The sequence below is a fragment of the Ignatzschineria rhizosphaerae genome (genome assembly GCF_022655595.1).
Taxonomy (GTDB): domain Bacteria; phylum Pseudomonadota; class Gammaproteobacteria; order Cardiobacteriales; family Wohlfahrtiimonadaceae; genus Ignatzschineria; species Ignatzschineria rhizosphaerae.
In genome coordinates this window covers 1,050,512-1,069,373 of record NZ_CP093379.1, presented here as the reverse complement: position 1 = coordinate 1,069,373, position 18,862 = coordinate 1,050,512, and the positions used below count along the sequence as shown (strand labels likewise).

At 32.2% G+C, this 18,862-nt stretch carries 12 protein-coding genes; 6 read left to right on the top strand and 6 right to left on the bottom strand.

Translation table 11 applies throughout. The features are described 5' to 3' along the window. Positions 1–245: 245 nt before the first annotated feature. The 3 genes from MMG00_RS04580 (at position 246) to MMG00_RS04570 (ending at position 5,119) form a co-directional block, all read left to right on the top strand. Complete coding sequence (locus MMG00_RS04580; protein ID WP_242152041.1) at positions 246–1,178, top strand: AEC family transporter; 933 nt, start codon at positions 246–248, stop codon at positions 1,176–1,178. Between the two features lie 597 nt (positions 1,179–1,775). Continuing rightward, the gene (locus MMG00_RS04575; RefSeq protein ID WP_242152038.1) at positions 1,776–2,654 is read left to right on the top strand and encodes a sulfite exporter TauE/SafE family protein; all 879 of its coding nucleotides are present in this window, start codon (positions 1,776–1,778) and stop codon (positions 2,652–2,654) included. Positions 2,655–3,121: 467 nt separating this feature from the next. Next, entirely contained in the window at positions 3,122–5,119 is a 1,998-nt protein-coding gene (locus MMG00_RS04570; protein ID WP_242152036.1) for a hypothetical protein, read from the top strand. A 98-nt stretch (positions 5,120–5,217) separates the two neighbouring features. Here MMG00_RS04570 and MMG00_RS04565 read toward each other — a convergent pair whose 3' ends face one another. Further along, positions 5,218–6,117 carry a 3-hydroxyacyl-CoA dehydrogenase gene (locus MMG00_RS04565; RefSeq protein ID WP_242152034.1) on the bottom strand — a complete coding sequence of 300 codons (900 nt, stop codon included), beginning with the start codon at positions 6,115–6,117 and terminating at the stop codon, positions 5,218–5,220. Positions 6,118–6,887: 770 nt separating this feature from the next. On the opposite strand from MMG00_RS04565, the gene MMG00_RS04560 reads away from it, so the two are divergent. The 3 genes from MMG00_RS04560 to MMG00_RS04550 all read left to right on the top strand — a co-directional run bounded on the left by MMG00_RS04560 (position 6,888) and on the right by MMG00_RS04550 (position 10,604). After that, positions 6,888–7,415, top strand: a complete 528-nt coding sequence (locus MMG00_RS04560; protein ID WP_432805936.1) for a disulfide bond formation protein B — start codon at positions 6,888–6,890, stop codon at positions 7,413–7,415. A gap of 366 nt (positions 7,416–7,781) precedes the next feature. Continuing rightward, positions 7,782–8,183, top strand: coding sequence for a VapD (locus MMG00_RS04555; protein WP_242152030.1), 402 nt, complete (start codon positions 7,782–7,784; stop codon positions 8,181–8,183). 285 nt (positions 8,184–8,468) lie between these two features. Continuing rightward, on the top strand, positions 8,469–10,604 hold the full coding sequence (locus MMG00_RS04550; RefSeq protein ID WP_242152027.1) for a CHAT domain-containing protein: 2,136 nt from the start codon (positions 8,469–8,471) through the stop codon (positions 10,602–10,604). Between the two features lie 865 nt (positions 10,605–11,469). Here the strand turns inward: MMG00_RS04550 and drt3b are convergent. The 5 genes from drt3b to MMG00_RS04525 all read right to left on the bottom strand — a co-directional run bounded on the left by drt3b (position 11,470) and on the right by MMG00_RS04525 (position 18,856). After that, positions 11,470–13,503 carry an antiviral reverse transcriptase Drt3b gene (gene drt3b, locus MMG00_RS04545; RefSeq protein ID WP_242152025.1) on the bottom strand — a complete coding sequence of 678 codons (2,034 nt, stop codon included), beginning with the start codon at positions 13,501–13,503 and terminating at the stop codon, positions 11,470–11,472. Then, a complete protein-coding gene (drt3a, locus tag MMG00_RS04540; protein WP_242152023.1) occupies positions 13,504–14,781 on the bottom strand; it encodes an antiviral reverse transcriptase Drt3a in 1,278 nt (425 codons plus the stop codon). Between the two features lies 1 nt (position 14,782). Continuing rightward, positions 14,783–15,430, bottom strand: a complete 648-nt coding sequence (locus tag MMG00_RS04535) for an SLATT domain-containing protein (RefSeq protein ID WP_242152021.1) — start codon at positions 15,428–15,430, stop codon at positions 14,783–14,785. Positions 15,431–15,524: 94 nt separating this feature from the next. After that, a complete protein-coding gene (locus MMG00_RS04530) occupies positions 15,525–16,808 on the bottom strand; it encodes a GIY-YIG nuclease family protein (protein WP_242152019.1) in 1,284 nt (427 codons plus the stop codon). Beyond that, positions 16,805–18,856, bottom strand: coding sequence for a DEAD/DEAH box helicase (locus MMG00_RS04525; RefSeq protein WP_242152016.1), 2,052 nt, complete (start codon positions 18,854–18,856; stop codon positions 16,805–16,807). Before MMG00_RS04525 ends, MMG00_RS04530 begins: the two co-directional genes overlap by 4 nt. Positions 18,857–18,862: the final 6 nt, after the last annotated feature.

The window sequence follows — 18,862 nt, the reverse complement described above, 5'->3', positions numbered from 1 at the left end:
CTAGATCATCTACCCATTAAAAACAAAGATAGAATGGCATGATCTTTTAATGTTAAAAATTTTAATGAATAAGATTGATGCCATCACTATTTATTTTAAGGCTTAGCATCATGCAAGATGATGGATTGAGCGCACTTTGAGAGTTATAGCAATATTATTGTTAGAGCTTTTAGCTTCTAATAGTCAAATTATGAAAGGTCTCAGGTGTTAGCACAATTAGCCATATAGATTATGAGGTGATTAAAATGATTTCAACCATTATCACAGCCCTTTTACCTATTTTTTTAACGGTCTTGTTAGGATATTTCGCAGGAAAACAGCATAAATTTAATGCCGATCAAGGGGCGATTTTAAACAAAATGGTGATGCTTTACGCTTTACCACTATCTCTTTTCTCCGGAATGTTAGCGAATAAGCGCTCTCAAGTATTACAGTTAGAGTGGGTATTTCTCTTATTGGCCCTAGCATTTATAGTGGGATATATTATTGTTTTTTTTATCTCCTATAAGATCTTCAAACGGGAGATTAAAGTCGCTGTTTTACAAGCTCTAGCAATTACTTGTCCCTCTGTTCCTTTTGTTGGAACGCCTGTCTTGGGATACATTTATGGAGATATTAGTATTATACCCATAGCAATATCGGCCCTGATCATGAACTTATTTCAGGTACCCTTTGCGATTTATATCCTATCAATGGATGAAAATAGCGATAACCGGTCATTAAAAGCAATTGGTAATAATATTAAGAAAACATTTATCGAGCCTGTTGTTTGGGCTCCTATTACTGCCTTTATATTGCTAATTGCTAATGTCTCTATTCCTGATAATATCAGGTCAGCCTTTCAGCTCTTAGGGAACGCATCTAGTGGTGTAGCGCTCTTTTCTGCCGGAATTATGATGTACTCTTATCAGGTGACATTTTCTAAGAATGTCGCAATATCAGTTGTTTCTAAAAATTTCTTATTGCCGATAGCAATCGCTTTAGTAGGATTTTTATTAAATATAAAACCTGACTATTTAAATATATCGGTCATTATTGTGGCTATTCCTTCAGCAACTATTAGTACAATTTTAGCTATTCAATACAAAGTTGCCGAGAAAGAGATGACTTCAACCCTCTTTTATAGCATTATTGTTTCGGTAGTCTCTATGAGTCTATTTTTGGCACTGTTTCACTAGACTTTAATCAAATCCGTTTGATAGATTATTAATGTCGAAATGTTATAGTAAATTCGGTTTAAGAAGAACAAGTCTTAAATAGCTGGCACGGGATTTTAGAAAGAACACGAAACATTCTCGCAACCCTTGCATGAATCTATAAAGGTACGTATTAAACAGTGCTTGCAAGATGCCGGATAGAACGTATTTCTATTGTTAATAGCCGATACGCCGGCATTTAAATCAGCCTGTTTTGAGCCTATTTCTCTATATTTAAAAAGGTCACTTTGAGTTGGCCTTTAAATATTAATAGGGTAGAGAGAGTGTACCAAATTAGCCGGCTCGCTGCCAGATAGAACGATTCTTACTCTCCTCATAAGCGATGCGTGAGCAATCTGATGCAGTCACTTTGAAACCGATTTAAAAAAATCGTGATCTATTGGTAAGCATGCATCATGAGATAAGTCAATAGCGCAAGCACTAGATTACAGATTTCTATAAAAGCCCTTTATTATTATTTTTAATCCCGTTAGACTATACCCATGAACTAACAACCTGTATATACAACTTATACACTAAACTTGTATATACATCTAATAAAACTTGAAGGGGCTTTTTATGATTGATATTGCGCTACTAACGGCAGTATTTATAGTGGGGTTTAATGGATCGTTACACTGCGTTGGTATGTGTGGTCCCATTGTCGGTATCTTGGGGATGAATACTGAAACCAATAGTCATGGTAAGAAGATAGGAACGGCTATTTGTTACAACCTTGGGCGCATCACAACATATATGGGATTAGGGCTTATTGCCATGATACTGAGTATCGCAATGAAAGATCTAAAACCTCTGCAAATCATCGTACGTTATTTTGCCGGAATTGTAATGTTATTTGTGGCATTACAGCTTATAGGATTCCCTCAATTTTTAGCCTTTATTGAAAAACCTCTACATAAACTATCTCGTCCGATCTCACAATTAACGCGGAAGTTTTTCCCTATAAAAACGTTATTTGGCGCTTATACTGCAGGACTTGCTTGGGGGTTATTACCATGCGGAATGGTTTACGCTGCATTTGCCATGAGTTTAGGGGCAAAAGGCTTTTTAGGAGCGCCGCTTGCGATGTTACTTTTTGGGTTAGGAACGCTCCCTATGATGCTGACATTGAGTATTTCAGGAAACTTTTTTGGTGGGCTTTTCTCATCTCCTAATGCCAGAAGAATTGCCGGTGGGTTAGTTTTTATCATGACAATATTTTATATGGGATCCATGTTAATGGCTGATTTAGGAAAAGGCGGGCATGCCCATCATGATCATGGTAGCCATGCCGGAATGGATCACTCGAATATGGATCATTCGAACATGGATCATTCGAGCATGGATCATTCGAATATGGATCATTCGAATATGGATCATTCGAATATGGATCATTCGAATATGGATCATTCGAATATGGATCATTCGAATATGGATCATTCGAATATGGATCACTAATAGATATCTCATAATGATCTAGATAGTTCATTATGCAACAGTTTGTAGAAACTCTAGGGAAGAGCTTTTATCTCAAGGATGAGATTTCTACTCTTAAAATATTGTATTTGGCAATCGTAATGATCGCTCTTTGAGTATTTTTCATGCTATGCATCCCAATCCCATCTGTATGAAGATCGTTATGATTGCCAACACAATATATTGCTATATTATCCCATAATTTGACTAATCATTAGGTGCTACCTCATCTATCTTTAATAAATTGGTGATGAAAAGAGCCGTAAACAGAAGTCTAGTTGCGATGTTATATGAGATAAATCATCATATTTTAGACCTTAATTAAATAAATCTAATATAAAACAATCCTATAACTAGATAATAGGTGAGTTAATACTTTGCATACCTTATAAAAATGTTATTATTCTGATACTTAAGCGTTTAATAACCTCTAATAAGGATTCAAAAATATGAGAGTAAAATCGGTTGTATTGGCAACGCTGGCTTTGGTTTCTACTTGGAACATTAGTTTTGCGGAAACATCTCAAGTCAAACTTCCTAAAATAGATTCATCTATCGGTCAATATGCTTACCTTAGAGATAAACTCCCTGAAGAAGCTATTGCGTACATCCGCATTGCACATCCTGTTGTTCAACATTTTAGTGCTAAAAATAGAACTAATGATAAAGCATTACTACATAAGAACTCAGTGAATGCCCTAAAAGAATTTCGTGAAGTATTAGCCGATGAAACAAAATTAACGGCGCAAATTCAGCAATTAGGCTTGCAGTTTAGTAAAGAGAATTTGCAAAAAATTAGTTATATTTCATCAATCTTATACCACTATCTTAATGGTCCTATAGAAGGCGTTGTATTTGATCCAAGTCGCTCATTTTCAATAATGGCAAAGGGCTTAATTTCAATCCCCGTTAATATCGATTCCATAGACACCTTAAATAAAATTCTGACTGATAATCCATTGGCACCATCGCCATTACAGTTTAATGAAGAAGGCTTTGCCGCACAAGAAGCTGCTTATTTCTATTTTGAGCCTCAAGATCAGCGTATTATTGCCATGATTGGTTTAGAGGCTAGTGATTTACCAAAGATTAAAGATTTTTTAGCAAGTTTAAAGCATCAAAAAAATCATGAGATGTATGCTTATGAAAATCAAATTGATTTAACAGGGCAAAGTACCTTTGCCTGGATTGATCTTCGTAACAAAGGGGGAGTATTGTCCGCCGTTGAACTTGAAAGCCCAGCCGCTTACTCGTTTATAAAGGAGATCCAGGGATTTGCTTTAGGAGAAGGGACTAATAATGATAAGCAAGGACAACTAAAGTTTATTATTAAAACAAATTCAGAAAAACTCTTAGGGTTAGATCCTGAGAGAAAGAATAATTTTAGCTTTAAAACAGCAGGGGAGCCTTTAGGGGCGGTGATCTTGCCAACACCCTCTTTATCGATGATTAAAAAAGCTATTGAAAGCTATATCTTAGTCTCAGCACCCAAACAATTAACAATATCCGATGCGGAAAAAGCAGCAAAAACTAACGAGATTTATCAAGAGTTGTTAAAAGAGTGGAAAAGCAATGTTGGCTTTGATCTTACTGAAGTTTTAGACTTTTTAGGTCCTAATATGACATTTTATTATGATGACCTTGGCATGCATACAGTTGTTTCACTTCATCATAAACAGCAATTTTATGCTTGGTTAAAGCAGCAAGATGAAAAAGGAACGCTCCGTTATCAAAAATCTAAAGGGATGCACCATCTATCTCTAAGAAATCCATTTTTAAAATTTTTACAACAAGAGCCTCTTACAAAACCTGATCAAGCCGGTCTTGCGATAGCATACCCATTTATTAATGAGTATATTGCAAATGTTTATAAGGTGCGGATCTTGGATGCCAATTGGCACTTATACTGGAGTGATGAGCATGATTCCATTCGGATTAGTGGCTTGCCGCAAATAGTTGAAGAAGAGGATAAATTTGGTAAATCACGTTTTGATAAATGGCTTACAGAAAAGCAAGGCGTTGATAGTCAAAATGTTCTTTTTGCCGCAACACTTGATTGGAAAAATGCAGATCGTTATTGGTACTATAACTATCTACAATTTTTACAAAATAGCGCAGATATATTAGGCACAAAATTTGATGTCACCAAAATGCCTCGCGCCGATCAGCTTGATTTTGCAGAGTCTTCTCGTTTAGGAATACAAGTGACAGCAAGTGATGAGTTCCTTACTTTATCTGTTGATTATGGGGCTAATGATAATACCGGTTTCATAGGTTCATTTTTCATGCCCGTAATGGCCGCGCCTTTTATTGGAATAGCTGAATCACTATTTATAAACAATAAAGAGGAAACAGTGGAGATTGAAATAGATGGCGAAATTGATATTGAGGTTGATAGTGAGTTACAAGACTTTGATACTCAAGACAAAAAAGCTATCATGCAGTAAAGATTAAAACACATCAATAATTAAAATTATTGAAAACTATAAAAAGGGAGAAGATAAGTGATTAATTATCTTCTCCCTTTTTTTGCGAGATTAAACTCTTATTCTTTTAAAAAGTCAGGATCCTCAAATCGAGGGTTAGGGTATTTATAAAAGCCTTCACCAGTCGCTCGTCCCATTTTTCCTTTATCGATATATTCTGTTTTAAATAGTGCTACAAGCTTAGCTAAATCAGGGCAATCTTCTTCAGCTGCTTGCGTTTTAGCAATATTATATTGGGTATTGAGCCCTATAATATCCATAATTGCAAATGGTCCAAGTGGTGCGCCTGTCGCAATCATCCAAGTTTTATCAATTGTTTCGGGATCTGCTACTTCTTTGACTAAGAGTAATTGTGCTGCCTTTAAAAAAGGAACGAGCAGAGAGTTTAAAACATAGCCAGGTTGCTCTTTATTTACTTTGATTGGCACCATACCAATCGCCTTAGCAAAATCGACAATATCATTAAACACTGTTGGATTAGTACCGGAATGTTTCATGATTTCAGCTGTATTATTTGTCCAGATTTGGTTGGCAAAATGTAATGCTAAAAACTGCTCAGGGCGACCTGTAGCATCTGCAAATTGACTAGGTAATAGTGTAGAAGAGTTTGTGGCAAAGATTGCTTTAGCAGGTGCTAATTTTCCAAGCTTAGTATAAAAATCTTTCTTAATTTCTAATACTTCCGGAATAGCTTCAATAACAAGATCTGCATCCCTAACAGCCTCCTCTAAATTACTATTAAACTCCATTAGAGCATAAGCATCATCTAATTCTTTAGCTGATGCACCTAGGTCTTTTTCATATAAAGGTTTTAGCTTTAAAATCCGATCTTTAGCCTTATCTAAAGCTTCTTCATTAATATCGTATACGGTTACAGAGAAACCTTTATAAGCTGTTTGAAAAGCAATCTGGCTTCCTAAAACCCCGCTTCCTGCTACTGTAATGTTTTTATATTTCATTTTAACCTCCAAGAATATTGTTAATTCATTTGTATATTAACATCTTAACACTATTAAACTATAGCTTAATATAAGCTTCTATGAAATATAAATATCATTACCTTAAAAAATCATCTTTAGCTCAATTTAAGATGGAAGAATAATTAGATAGATACATCCTAAAAAGGATGAACAATGGTTAATGGCATTAATATTATAAAAGTAGGGTAGACAAAAAAGGCCATCTATCACATTTGCTTTATAGACCTAGAGACTCTGTAACGCATTCAATCTAAGAAGTTATCTAGAAATAGAAAAGAAGAGAAGAGAAAAGGGCTAATCGCTACCTTCTTAATGAAAATATTAATATAAAAATTATTGACCATGTTATATGAAAGGTGTATTAATCACATCAATATGTAAATTTTTATAAAAACACATTTTTTATAATTAATATCTTACGGTTATTGTCTTAATATGAAGGAGTAATAAATATGATGTTTTTTGTGTTTGGGTTTCTTGCCTTCTCCCTAATTGTTGGGTGGTTTGGTCGTCGGAGTTATTCTCTCATTCTTTTATTTATCTTTTTTATACTAGCCGTTCATCTATTTCTTTGGGAAATCCATAGCCCCGATTACGGTTACAAAATGCCTTGGATACAAGTACAACTAGCACCAACTGAATTAATAAAGTTAGTTTGAGGATAAATGAAAATGACTTTTATGAATACGAAAGATTATAAAGACAAAGATAGTATCTTAACGTGGTTACTTTATTTTTACATGCTAGGCATGATGGCGGTCATAGCCGCAATTTTAACAGCGGCTATGACACTACAATATGCTAATGGGGAACTACCATGTCCATTATGTTTACTACAACGAGCTGCGATGTTCGGTGTATGCTTTGGAATTATGCAACAATTTAAACATGGCTATTCATACCGTAATACAGGAATTAGTCTGATTTTTTCTTTGCTTTTGCTCATTATTTCCGTTCGTCAAACACTACTTGATATCTATCCTCGCCCAGGGCATGAATATATTGGCAGTGCAGTCTTTGGAATACATATGCCCGTATGGTCTATTTTCATTGCAACATGCCTAATTCTTGCACTAGCTCTACAATTACTTATATGGGGTAGTGAAACTCAATGGCAGGAAAAAACTGTAACGAAATTTCCTGTTTTAAAAATTCTCGCAACTATTCTTAGTATTTATGTGATTGTTATTGGATCCATTAACTTCATATCCGTAGGTGTTCAATGTAAGTTTAATGAATGCCATACATTTAGCTATCAGTTACTTGATCACAAATAAACATTCATCTTCAACCTCAGAATGTTAATTTTTATTTCTACTATATGTTTTGGTGATTTAGATTGGTAGTTATTAGCTGTGTATTTATAGTCTAGGGGATTTATAGTCTAGGGGCTATAAATACACAGTGGTATCATTCCGCATCTATGCTATTTAACTTAACGGCACCTACAGTTGGTTCATGAGAAATATTTACTTAAAGCATTTGATTCATAAGGTATTTGGCAGTTATTAATTATTTAAAACTTCATGAACAGAAAGATTTACTGTACACGAGGATGAAATGAAAAAGACCTCATTAAGCTAGTAAATTATAATTTTTTTAGATTACAGTTATACTAACTAACAAAACAGGAGATACTTTTAATGAGCCGTTATTTAATAATTTTAGATATAGATACCAATCATTTGGTAAAAAAATTTCATACAAATATTGATGAGGCTTGTGTTTGTATTAGAAAAATTTTAGAAAATCATGGTTTTAGAAATATTCAAGGCATTGTATATGTAGGCAATCAAGGAATTGGAGAAACACATGCTACCATTGCAATCCAAGAAGTCGCTTATAGATACGAGTGGTTTAACTCCTGTGTATCAAACATACGGTTTTACCGTATCGAAAATGAACTTAAGGCGCAATTTATTTCTGATAGAGCTCATGAAGCCAAGCTAGCAGCTCAGACTAGGTTAGAACTATTAAGAAAAAATTTAATTAAAAGTGGACTAAGTGAAATTCAAATAGAAAAAGTTCTAATCGAACAGTATTAAATTATTTTTTATAAATCTGAAAGCTTCCCTAATTTCTGTACAGATGCTTTATGCTGTTTTAATGTTAAATACGGATAATAATGGTAAAACAATATCTATATTAGTTGTGATGATTTTAAGGAATGAGATGAAAACATTCAAATGGTTTCAAAAAGTTGTATCGGGATAGTTAAATTGGTCGATCAAAATATTAAATAAATTAAAAACAGTTCATGGTACAAATCATTCTGATGACATCAGATATATGAAACGAATTTTTAAGTAACTAAGAATGAGAGATTGAGTATGAGTTATAATTACAATATTTGCTATGTTATAAAAAGTGAAGTAAATATAAAGATGGATCAGTATTCATTTTTACACTTTTCAAAAGAACGTTTAAGATTAAGACCCATATTACAACTAATAGCTCAACTACCCATAAGTATTCCAGAGTTGTTTGTAAGTAAAGAAGAAAAAATAAATCTTCGCCTTACTAGTATTTTCCCTGGATATTATATTAAAATTATTGAGGATTTTAATGAAATATCTGTGATTAAGCATTATTTTAAAATAGTTTTTGTTGATATTGATGATGTGGTAGATGAAAATCATAATGATGTATTGTATATTTCCTTTAATCGTGGGCGAAAAGATAATATTCCTTATTTTGAAGATATTACCATAGATAATTTGAAGAGATTTTTTTTAGAAAATATAAAAGATAGTTATGATTGTTATTCTGACCTTGAAGACAATTATCAAGAAAAAGGTATTGATACTGATTTCCATATACCAGTGAACATATTTACTTATAGCAATATTTTATTAGCACAAAATTTAGGCGTAAAATTTAAAGATGTAAATGTAAATGTAGATGTAAATGTAGTTGAACAGTCAATTAATATAATTAATCTTATTAAAAGTAAAATTGCAAATAATTTACCTAGGAAGGTCCATATTCCTAGCGCAGACTATTTGATAACAGATTTTAGTATACCTTTAGAGTATTCGGCAAACTCAAAACAATACAAAAAACATTTTTTAAAAAAAATTAATGAAGAAAATTATGAACAAATTGCTTCAGCTGTGACTTTTGCGAAAAACTCTAAAAATATTGATCATTTAAACATTATTGATGGCAATAATGAATATATATTAAGGTATAAAGAAGAAGTTTATTTTAATAGTTTAATGTGTTTTTTTTATACTGCTTCTAGGTTAACTCCTGAAATCAAATTAAAACTAACAAACAATAACATATTTCCCACTCTCTCCGAGATAAGTTATTCTATTAGAAAGTCTGTAACAAAAAAACTACAGAGTCAGATAAGGAAATTTAGCAATATTGTAACAGAGTCTGCAGATACAAATTTTGACTATTTTTCTAACAGTCTTAACAAGCAAATTAAGATTATTTCTAATTTTCCTTTAGAATGGACTAATATTGACGGCTTACCATTGATGATTAGGCATAATGTATCTCGTATTTTTAATACTCCTAGCTTAATAAAAGAGAATCTTTTATTAAGAAGTTCATCAGTAGATCTAACTTTAGAATCCTTTGCGAAAATATTAGTTATAAGCTCTTTTAAAGATAATGATCCAATTAGTTTTGACTTGATAAATGAACTGAAAAAGATTATTTCTTCTGATATAGAGGTTGATAAAATACATGTTGATGCATTTTTAACAGATTTTAAGCCTGAAATTATATATAAAAATGTAAGAACTAAAGATGAATTAGTAAATAGTTTAAATGCCTTTGAACATGCTCTGGTTATTTTTGATATGCACGGTGGACACAAAGAAAATGATAGTTGTGGAGTACTTGGATTATCATCTGAAATGCTTAATCCTTATGATCTAATTGATTTAGCTAGAATACCACCTATTGTGATACTGAGTTCTTGTGATACAAGTCCCGCAGATAGAGGACATTATAATGTTGCAAATGCTTTTTTGTGTGCTGGAGCCAAAACAGTTTTAGCATCAACCTATCCTATCTTAAGTGCAGACGCTGCGCGATTTATAGGTAGACTATATACAAGATTAAGATACTATTTACCTGAAAGGATTTTAAAGAATAAACAGAGTTTACGATGGTCTGAGTTTATGACCGGGTTAAATAGAAGAGTATATTTTAACTATTTCATTTTACATTTATTTGAGAATTTTAAAATTAAAAACAAATATCCTGATGATTATCGCAGTAAATATGAGCGCTTAATTAATATTATTAATTCTATACTTGAAAACCGTCCTGAGAATTATTTTAGTGGAATTTTATATTTTATAGAAGATATCCTTGATTTAAGTAAGGATTTAGTTCTTACAGAATTACATACAAATTTTTTATTTTCAGAAAACCTAAATTATGTACAAATAGGATTTCCAGAAGATATTCTTATATGTGCAGAAGACCTTACACAGTATACTTAAATGCAAATCGCATCTAAAAATAGAATATTTATCAGAATAGTATATGTTTTTAGAGGTAAGCTTACGCAGGTAATCGTTTTTTAGTGCATCTTTTTTTATTTAAATTCATAGCACAATAAATATGCCATACACGTTTAAAGTTCCATAAATTGCCATCGAGTCTCAATCGATAAAAACACTTCCAAAATCCCCAGTGAGATCGCGTGGGTTCTGAATAATTGCATTAAGAACATCGACTATAGGCTGATCGCGATCTAAACGATTTTGGCTAGGATCAGGCCGATACCAACTGCGACGAGACAGACCTATCACTCGACATGCTTTAGCTATCGATAGTAATCCTCGAAAGACCAAATGCTGAGTTGCTTCTCGAAGTCGTTCCAGCGTTAAAGCTTTCCCAATAAATCCTTAATTGCTGCATTTTCTAGTGCTAACTCAGCATACATCTTTTTAAGTTTAACATTTTCAGTCTCAACTTCCCGTAAACATTTTAAATCAGAGGCTTCTAAGCCTCCACATTTAATTTCAACTGAAAATAAGTAGAGCACTACTATAATACCGTATTCTCAGCAAATATCGGTAACTTTAGCTCCCTTTTCTGTCAACTTTAAAATGCTCACAATTTGTATTTCTGTGAATTTTGATTATTTCATAATTTTCCCCATCTAAGTAATAATGACAGAAATCTCTAATTTTGGCTTGTGCCGTTTTGGGGTAAGTTTACGTTGACTACAAAGAAGTAAAAGCACGAATAATATTCGTGCTTTTGTTCCAATACAATGTTATTTCGTGTGTAAGGACTGAACCTCATCAAGAAGCAACGAGTGCTTCCAGTATTTTTATACTAGAACATTGATAGTGTACATTAATTTCCATATGCCTGTCTCAATTCTTTTTTCATCAATAATTTTTTGATGGCATCAATAGTTTTAATATCCCAATCAATAAACCATTTATTTTTGGTAATATAATTGAATAGTTCAGATGGATCTTTAATCTTATCTTTATTCCTTTGATATATAACATTAAATATAGCTTTTTTATCTGTTTCACTTATGATGGGGCATGATAAACTATCAAAAAAGAGATGTATTAATTCAGAGCTATTAAAAATACTAACTTGATTGTCTGATAGTTTTTTAATAATTATATTTTTAATTTTTTTATCAAGCTTTGGATATTTATTTTTATTTCTGTACATGTAGAACAACGTAATCATTAGCTGGAAATAATTCACGTCTTTTTCATAATCCTCTATATCATCTAGTGAAATGCCAACTATCTGGGAAAGTAAAAGCTCTGGTAAATTATACTGACGATCGATGTCTCGTATTGCTATTAATAAGTTTAAAGATTCCATATAACGGGCTTGTTCTTTTCCTATAGCATTTTTTAAAGAAATAGTAACTTCATCATAAATCTTTTTCTTTATTCTATCGTAGCTATTATCCATTATTTCGGAAAGTAGAAAGTCTTGATCATTAGCTATTGATTTTTCATTTATTACTTTGAAATTGACGGTTAACTCATTAATTAGAATAACTATTTGAGAAATTAAATAGGTACTCCTAACTCTAAAGTCCATTGAATATACAAAAAAAGCTAAATCTAGAATAATTAATATTTTTCTAGTAAATACTTCCATATCTTTAAGATCATAATTTTTAATCTTGGAAGATATATCTGTTATATTTCTTTTTATAATAGTAAAGAAATACCCTGTGATGCTAGAATATTGCACTTTATTGTCATAAACTATGCACTTTATTTGACTTATTAGATTATTGGATATTTTATAATAAAAATTTAATGATTCTTTATTTGAATTCTCTTCATTATTAAAATTTCTCTCAAAAAAAATTGAAAGCAAGGTGTTTATTTCAGATTTAGCTCTGGTTACACCAGTAATAAAAGGGATATTGTATTCTATATTTTTTGCATCATTAGAAAAAAGAGAGATTTCTGATAACATTTCAACAATATTTTTATGAACCTGTTTTTTTATTGCTCTATTGTTATAGAATAAGAAATAGTCATCTACATAGCGTTTAATAATATAGTCTTGGCCTTCATAAATCCCTAATCCATCTAATTTAGATTTAATTTTAAAATCTATATTTTGTAATATTATCTCAGAAAAAATTCTAGAGAATTCAGGTCCAATAACAATTCCATGACTATTAGCGGCGTTAGAAAACAACATGATATCTTCAAATATTTTTTCGAAACTATGGAAATTTTTCGATGAATTATGATCAATAACTCCTTTAAGAGACTTAGATATCTGAAAAGTGGATATGGATGAAAAACACTTGGCTATATCAAATTTAAACAAATGATTAAATTTTTTTTCGATTTTATGAAATTCATATGAATCATAAAATTTATATAAAAAAGAGTACTGCTTATATTCAAAAAAAGAACTTGTATATATAGGCTCACTATCTTCCAAATTTATCCCTTCATCTTTATATTGATCTATCTGATTTTCAATATGTTTTTCTTTCTCAATATAAAGATGTGATAATTCATATGGATATCTTAGTGAATAACTGCTTTTAGAGCACGAATAGATCATAAATTGATAATAATCTTTATACAGTTTTATAAATTTAATTTGTGCTTTAGGATGAATCAATGATAAAACTCTTTCACTTTCTTGGTCTTTGGTTATTTTATAATCTAATGGATGCGTTTCCGTTACATTGTCAGAAAAAAACAACTCGTTTAAAAAAAAGTCATTGCTAATAAAGCAATCAATTTTTTTTGAATTATTGTTTAAAAGTGAGTAAAAACCTTCATTGGTTAAAATGAAAGGTAATTCATAGGGTAAGACATCCATAAGAACTACTCGGTTAAAGTCATTTTTTGATAACTTAATAGCTTTTTTTATAGACATTTAAACTTTACCTTTCCAGCAAGATTTTATGGTTGTCATCACAGATTGATCAATATTATGAAATCTTTTCGATTTAAATCCATCATAAAAACTGTATTTAATATCTTCTAATTCAGTGTGGATATGATTGTGCTCTGTTCTTAGCATCTTAATAGATCTACCGACATAATTATTTTTTTGAGTATACAGTAGTTTTTTAACAAAAATATCTAGCTCTTTAAATACACCTATTTGATTGACCAGTGGATTACTGTAAAAAATACCAGCTTTTAATTTCCCATCATGGATTGATGAGTTAACAGTTGGACTATATATAGGATAATTTCCAGATAAAATCTGTAACCTTTTTAGTAATAGATGTTTGTTTTTATTAAACGGATAATCCAAAAAGGTATGCATAATTTTAGATTTTATTTTTTTTATTTTGGCTATCGATGGCTGTACATTTATAACTCTTTTTTCACCAAAACAATTAGTAGTGATATCATATTGATACCCTAAGTAAGTTGTTGTATACCTCTTGTTTTTTTGTGTTTTTTTAGAGATCGCTGGTATACTCAATATTTGGCTTTTTCTATTAGTATTTAATCCAATTTTAGCTAGTTCATCTAAGATTGCATTATATGTATCTTTCGCTCCAGATGAAACAATGATAAATATGTCATCAACATATCTAGCAAAATAATACACTTTTGGCATCATTTTTATTTTAAAATCTAGCTGTCTTATATATATTTCAGATAAATAAGGACTGATACTTAAGCCTCTTGGTAAACCTTCAATTTTATATTTAGATTCCAATTCAGTTTGAAGTGCTAATAATACTTCGATAGAATCTTTAGCTAAAAGTCTATCTTCTTGAATTTTTCTTATTAACTTATTTAGTGGAATACTTTCATAAAATGATGATATATCAATTTTTATAAGCTCATAATTAGAAGAAGACTCTAATAGTTTAAAAATTTGCTGAGAAATATCCCCTCTACTTTGAGGGGTTATTTTATATAATCTTTTTAAATTATGAGATATTTTTTTTAAAATTAAATGTAAATGAAGATCAGAACACGAGAAGAGTAGTTTATTGGTATTTTTTGTAAAAAAACCACTCTGAATATACGTCATAGAGGGATAAGAAGATTTGGAGAGCTTTGTATTCTCTATGGCTAAGTTTATAGCTAACTCATAATCTTGTTTATTTCGCCCTAATTGAAATTTTATAATTTCATGTTTAGAAAGAAGTCTAATAAAGTTTTTTGTGCTAAATGTTTGATCTAACATGTTAATTATAGTGACTGGTTGTAGTAATTATTTGAGAGGTAAGTGATAATAACACAAGAATACTAACAATTAATATTAGCGAATAGTAAACAACTATATTGTGAAAAAAATATACTGTTTTTTTACAAAACACTTTGATCTTTTCACACCTATATTTTAATGGCTTTACAGTATAGTAATCAATTGTATCGTGATTAATATGATCGCTATCTAAGATATGATTGTACTCATTCAATTTCTTTTGATATTCCATCTCTAACTTATCGTCTGTATAGATCTCGATAAGCTCTAGGTCTCTCACTATTTTATTAATTTGAACAGCAGAGGCATATAGTCTTGAAATTTGAAGATCATATTGGTTTTTTGATATAAAAATAGAGATAGCTAATATAAATATAGAGCTAAGAATAGAAAAAAACCATATACTCATTTCATATTTAGTACTCGGTATTTTAATGGCGGATATGTGATACAGCTCTGTAGCAATAGATGCAATGATCAAGGTGAATGATAAAAAAGAAATCGCAATAAGTGCTAGTTGTGATTGGCGTTTTAATCTAGTTACTTTATTAAAACGAGCGCTTGCAACTATTTTGACATCTTTCTGTAATTCGTGTATTAGCTCTCTGATAGTTTTTTCTTTTTTCATATCAATCTCTGATTAAAGTTGGTAGATATTTATATTTCATAAGTATTATAGTATTTGGTAATTATTGAAACTTTAATGTAAATGGCTAATTTCTTTATTTCCTAACCATCTCACCAGTAGTATTATTCATCCGATATTGATTAATCGTTCCATCACTAATTCTTTTAACAACTTCTACAATCGTTTCTAAAGGAACATTAAACCATTCATTAGGCAAGTAGTGTTGACCATCACGACCCACTAACATGACTTTGATTCTTTGTGCTTCAAGAAAGGTATGAGTAAGTCTTTCGAGCATATGCGGATTGACCTGTCTACATTCGAAGTATTTTACGATTTCTACCGGTGATTCTAAAAAGGCAGTGTCTCTTTCGGCATTTTTAATGCGATCTTGGATAGTAGTGGCCGTAAAGCCAATTTTATAGAGATTATCAAATTGTGCTAATGCAGGTTTATTACCTAACGATCTTAAAATATAGAGATAGCCTAAAGGTTTATCCTTATGAGAAGTATTGATCAGCGACTCAGTAACTGCTTCAGCACCCTGCAATACACGTCGTCCATTTTCATCTTTATAAAGAGAGGCTGCAAGGGATCTCATTAGCATATTTGATTCAACGCCGTTTTCGAATATTAAGCGCATTCTAGGATTATGAGTATCATCCCTTTCACTAATCGCAGCTATGGAATCTACAAAGCAAGTTACGCCTTTTAAAATGAAGAAATCCCCCTCTCGAATTTGTGAGTTATTACTGAATTTTTGGAGCTGATATTCGCCGTTTTTCAGTTTCTGCTGCATCTCACTGAAAAGAGCTTCAAACTTCCAAAAATCGATACATTGTTTCCTTTCGGCGATCTCATCTGGCATATCTTTATTCTGTTTTGCCGCAGGTACATGCTGTAAATTAAAAATACCTGCACTATCCTCGAGTAAACTATTAGCGGTATTAAAAATATCTTCTAAAGAAGTAACAGATTTTGAGGTCTCAATATCTTGGACAGTTTTTGAAATAGTTGGTGAGCTCGGGCAGTCTGACTCCTCAATGGTAGCGCTTTCTACTCGAATAGAATCTAAAGTGAGCAGGTTATGCCTATCATTTTTAAGAATATCCTGATCCTCAGAATGTTTCTGAATAATAGACCGAAGTGCTTCACCAAGGACCATTTCGGAAATATTTTCACTATTAGGGTCAGGCCTTCTCGAGTTTTTATCAATAAACTGATTAATTTCATCAAGTCTAATCGTCAAAGGATTAGATTTTGATGTTGTTTTTTTAGGTTTTAAATCCTTTAATAATCCATGAGGGTCATCTTTACCATTGAGAATATCTTCAAGAGTTAGGTCAGAGATTGCTAACTTGATACCGGTAAGTTTCATTTAGCATTCTCCTCTTGGCGTTTCTCAATAAATTTCCGTTGAATATAGAGCAAGCCCTCAGCAAGTCTTCGCTCGATATTATCATTGCTATTAAGATCTGGTAATCGGTCATAATCTGTCTTGAATTGATTGATTCTAGGCCAAAGCATAACTGCTTCTTCCTCAGTCATATTAATTTTCTGGGATGCAAAACTTTGTTGTAAGGTTTTTAATAATGGTGCATCAATATTTTTAGACAGTATTTCGTAGGCTCCCTGAAATGGATTTACAGAAGCGATTAAATCCACATTTAGATCATCTAAATTAATGAATCGATTGCCAATATTGACAAATTGCTGTCCACTATAATCACCAGGTTGTCCTTCAGAACTTATCTCTCCTCCAGCTAATTCTCCTTCAATAATAGCATTCAAGGGTAGGGAAGTACCTTCTACAACACCACCATTTTGTCGGATAAACAAGCTTGTCAATAATCCTTGATGAATTTGGTCAACTTCTTCATCATCAAGATCAGGATGGAGCTTTCGGATAATTTGCGGAATAATGAGTTTATTAACAACCTCTGTTTCAATAATTCCTTGCTCAGACCAATAGGCTTGTTGGGCTTCAGGGGTATTTAATAAGGTTGCAAAAATATCATCTGTAGAGCCATTAAGAATCTCAAGCACCTTTGCAGAGGGTGCTTTAGTTGTATCGTCAACAATAACTGTACCTGGTGCTAACTTTTCACCTTCATTGATGCTAGATCTGGGTCTAAAGGTGATATTAGGCTTTAATATTTGCTCCATTAAGAGCGATGCACTAATTGCTTTTAACATGGTGTTCACAGAAACCACGACATCATCATTAGTAGCATCAGGCTGTGGAATAAGATTAGTGAATTGTGCATGGGTTTTACCTTCACAATCACGGGTTGCTCGACCAATAATCTGTACAATTTCTGTGAGCGAATTTCGAAAGCCTACAGTCAAAGCATGTTCACACCATGGCCAGTCAAAACCTTCTTTAGCCATACCTAAAGCAATAATAATATCGATATCATCTGCATGATTAACATTTCGGAGGTATTCCATGACAAGAGGGCGCTCTTTACTGTCATCAACAAGGTCAGCTACCTTAATCAGCTTACCATCGCTATGGCGCTTTAAAGTCAAAATATGTGTTTTTGGATCTTTGGCAACAACCTCACCAATCACATCATGAATATGTCCAACTTCTGTATACTTGTTTCCTGTCGATGCTGAAGAATTCACACTTGGAATATGGATTAAGGTCTTTTGATTTGTATCTAAAACTTCATTCAAAGCATCTATATAACGGCCCTGATAAAAATGATAACCAATTCCTAATGACTTTAAGAACTCATAGCCATTGAGTTGCTCATAGTACGTGTAAGTTACCTTTTCAAATTTTGCTTCATCCTCTGGTTCTAATATAGGAACAGCATCGCCTCGAAAGTAGGAGCCAGTCATAGCTATAATATGAGCATTAGAACCATGCATAACTTCATCGATTAAATGACCCAATATGTTTTCATCACCTGCAGAAACATGATGAAATTCATCGATTGCTAAAACGGTATTATTAAAATCCTCAGGCTCTAGCTTTTTGAAAGCATGACGCAGTGTTGCATGTGTACAGAGGATAATATTATCCTCTGGGGAACTGCTTTTTAGGAATGCAACGAAACGGTCAACTTTACCTGTTGTCTCACCATCAGTTAGGCAGAGGTTGTTTTTATCTTCGATATGCCAATTCGCATAAAAACCATATCGTATTAAATCAGTATCCTTAAATGACCCTCCAATAGACATTTCAGGAACCGTAACAATTGCTTTTTGAATATTTTGCTTTTGGAGTTTGTCTAAGGCCAAAAACATCAAAGCTCTTGATTTACCAGATGCCGGTGGCGCTTTAATCAATAGATATTGACTATTTCTATAAGCATAAGCTCTAGCTTGCATCTCTCGCATACCCATAGTATTTTGCTGAGTACTAGCACCTGTCTGCTCATAATTCACTTCTACTAAATTGACCGTTTGACTCATCTTCAC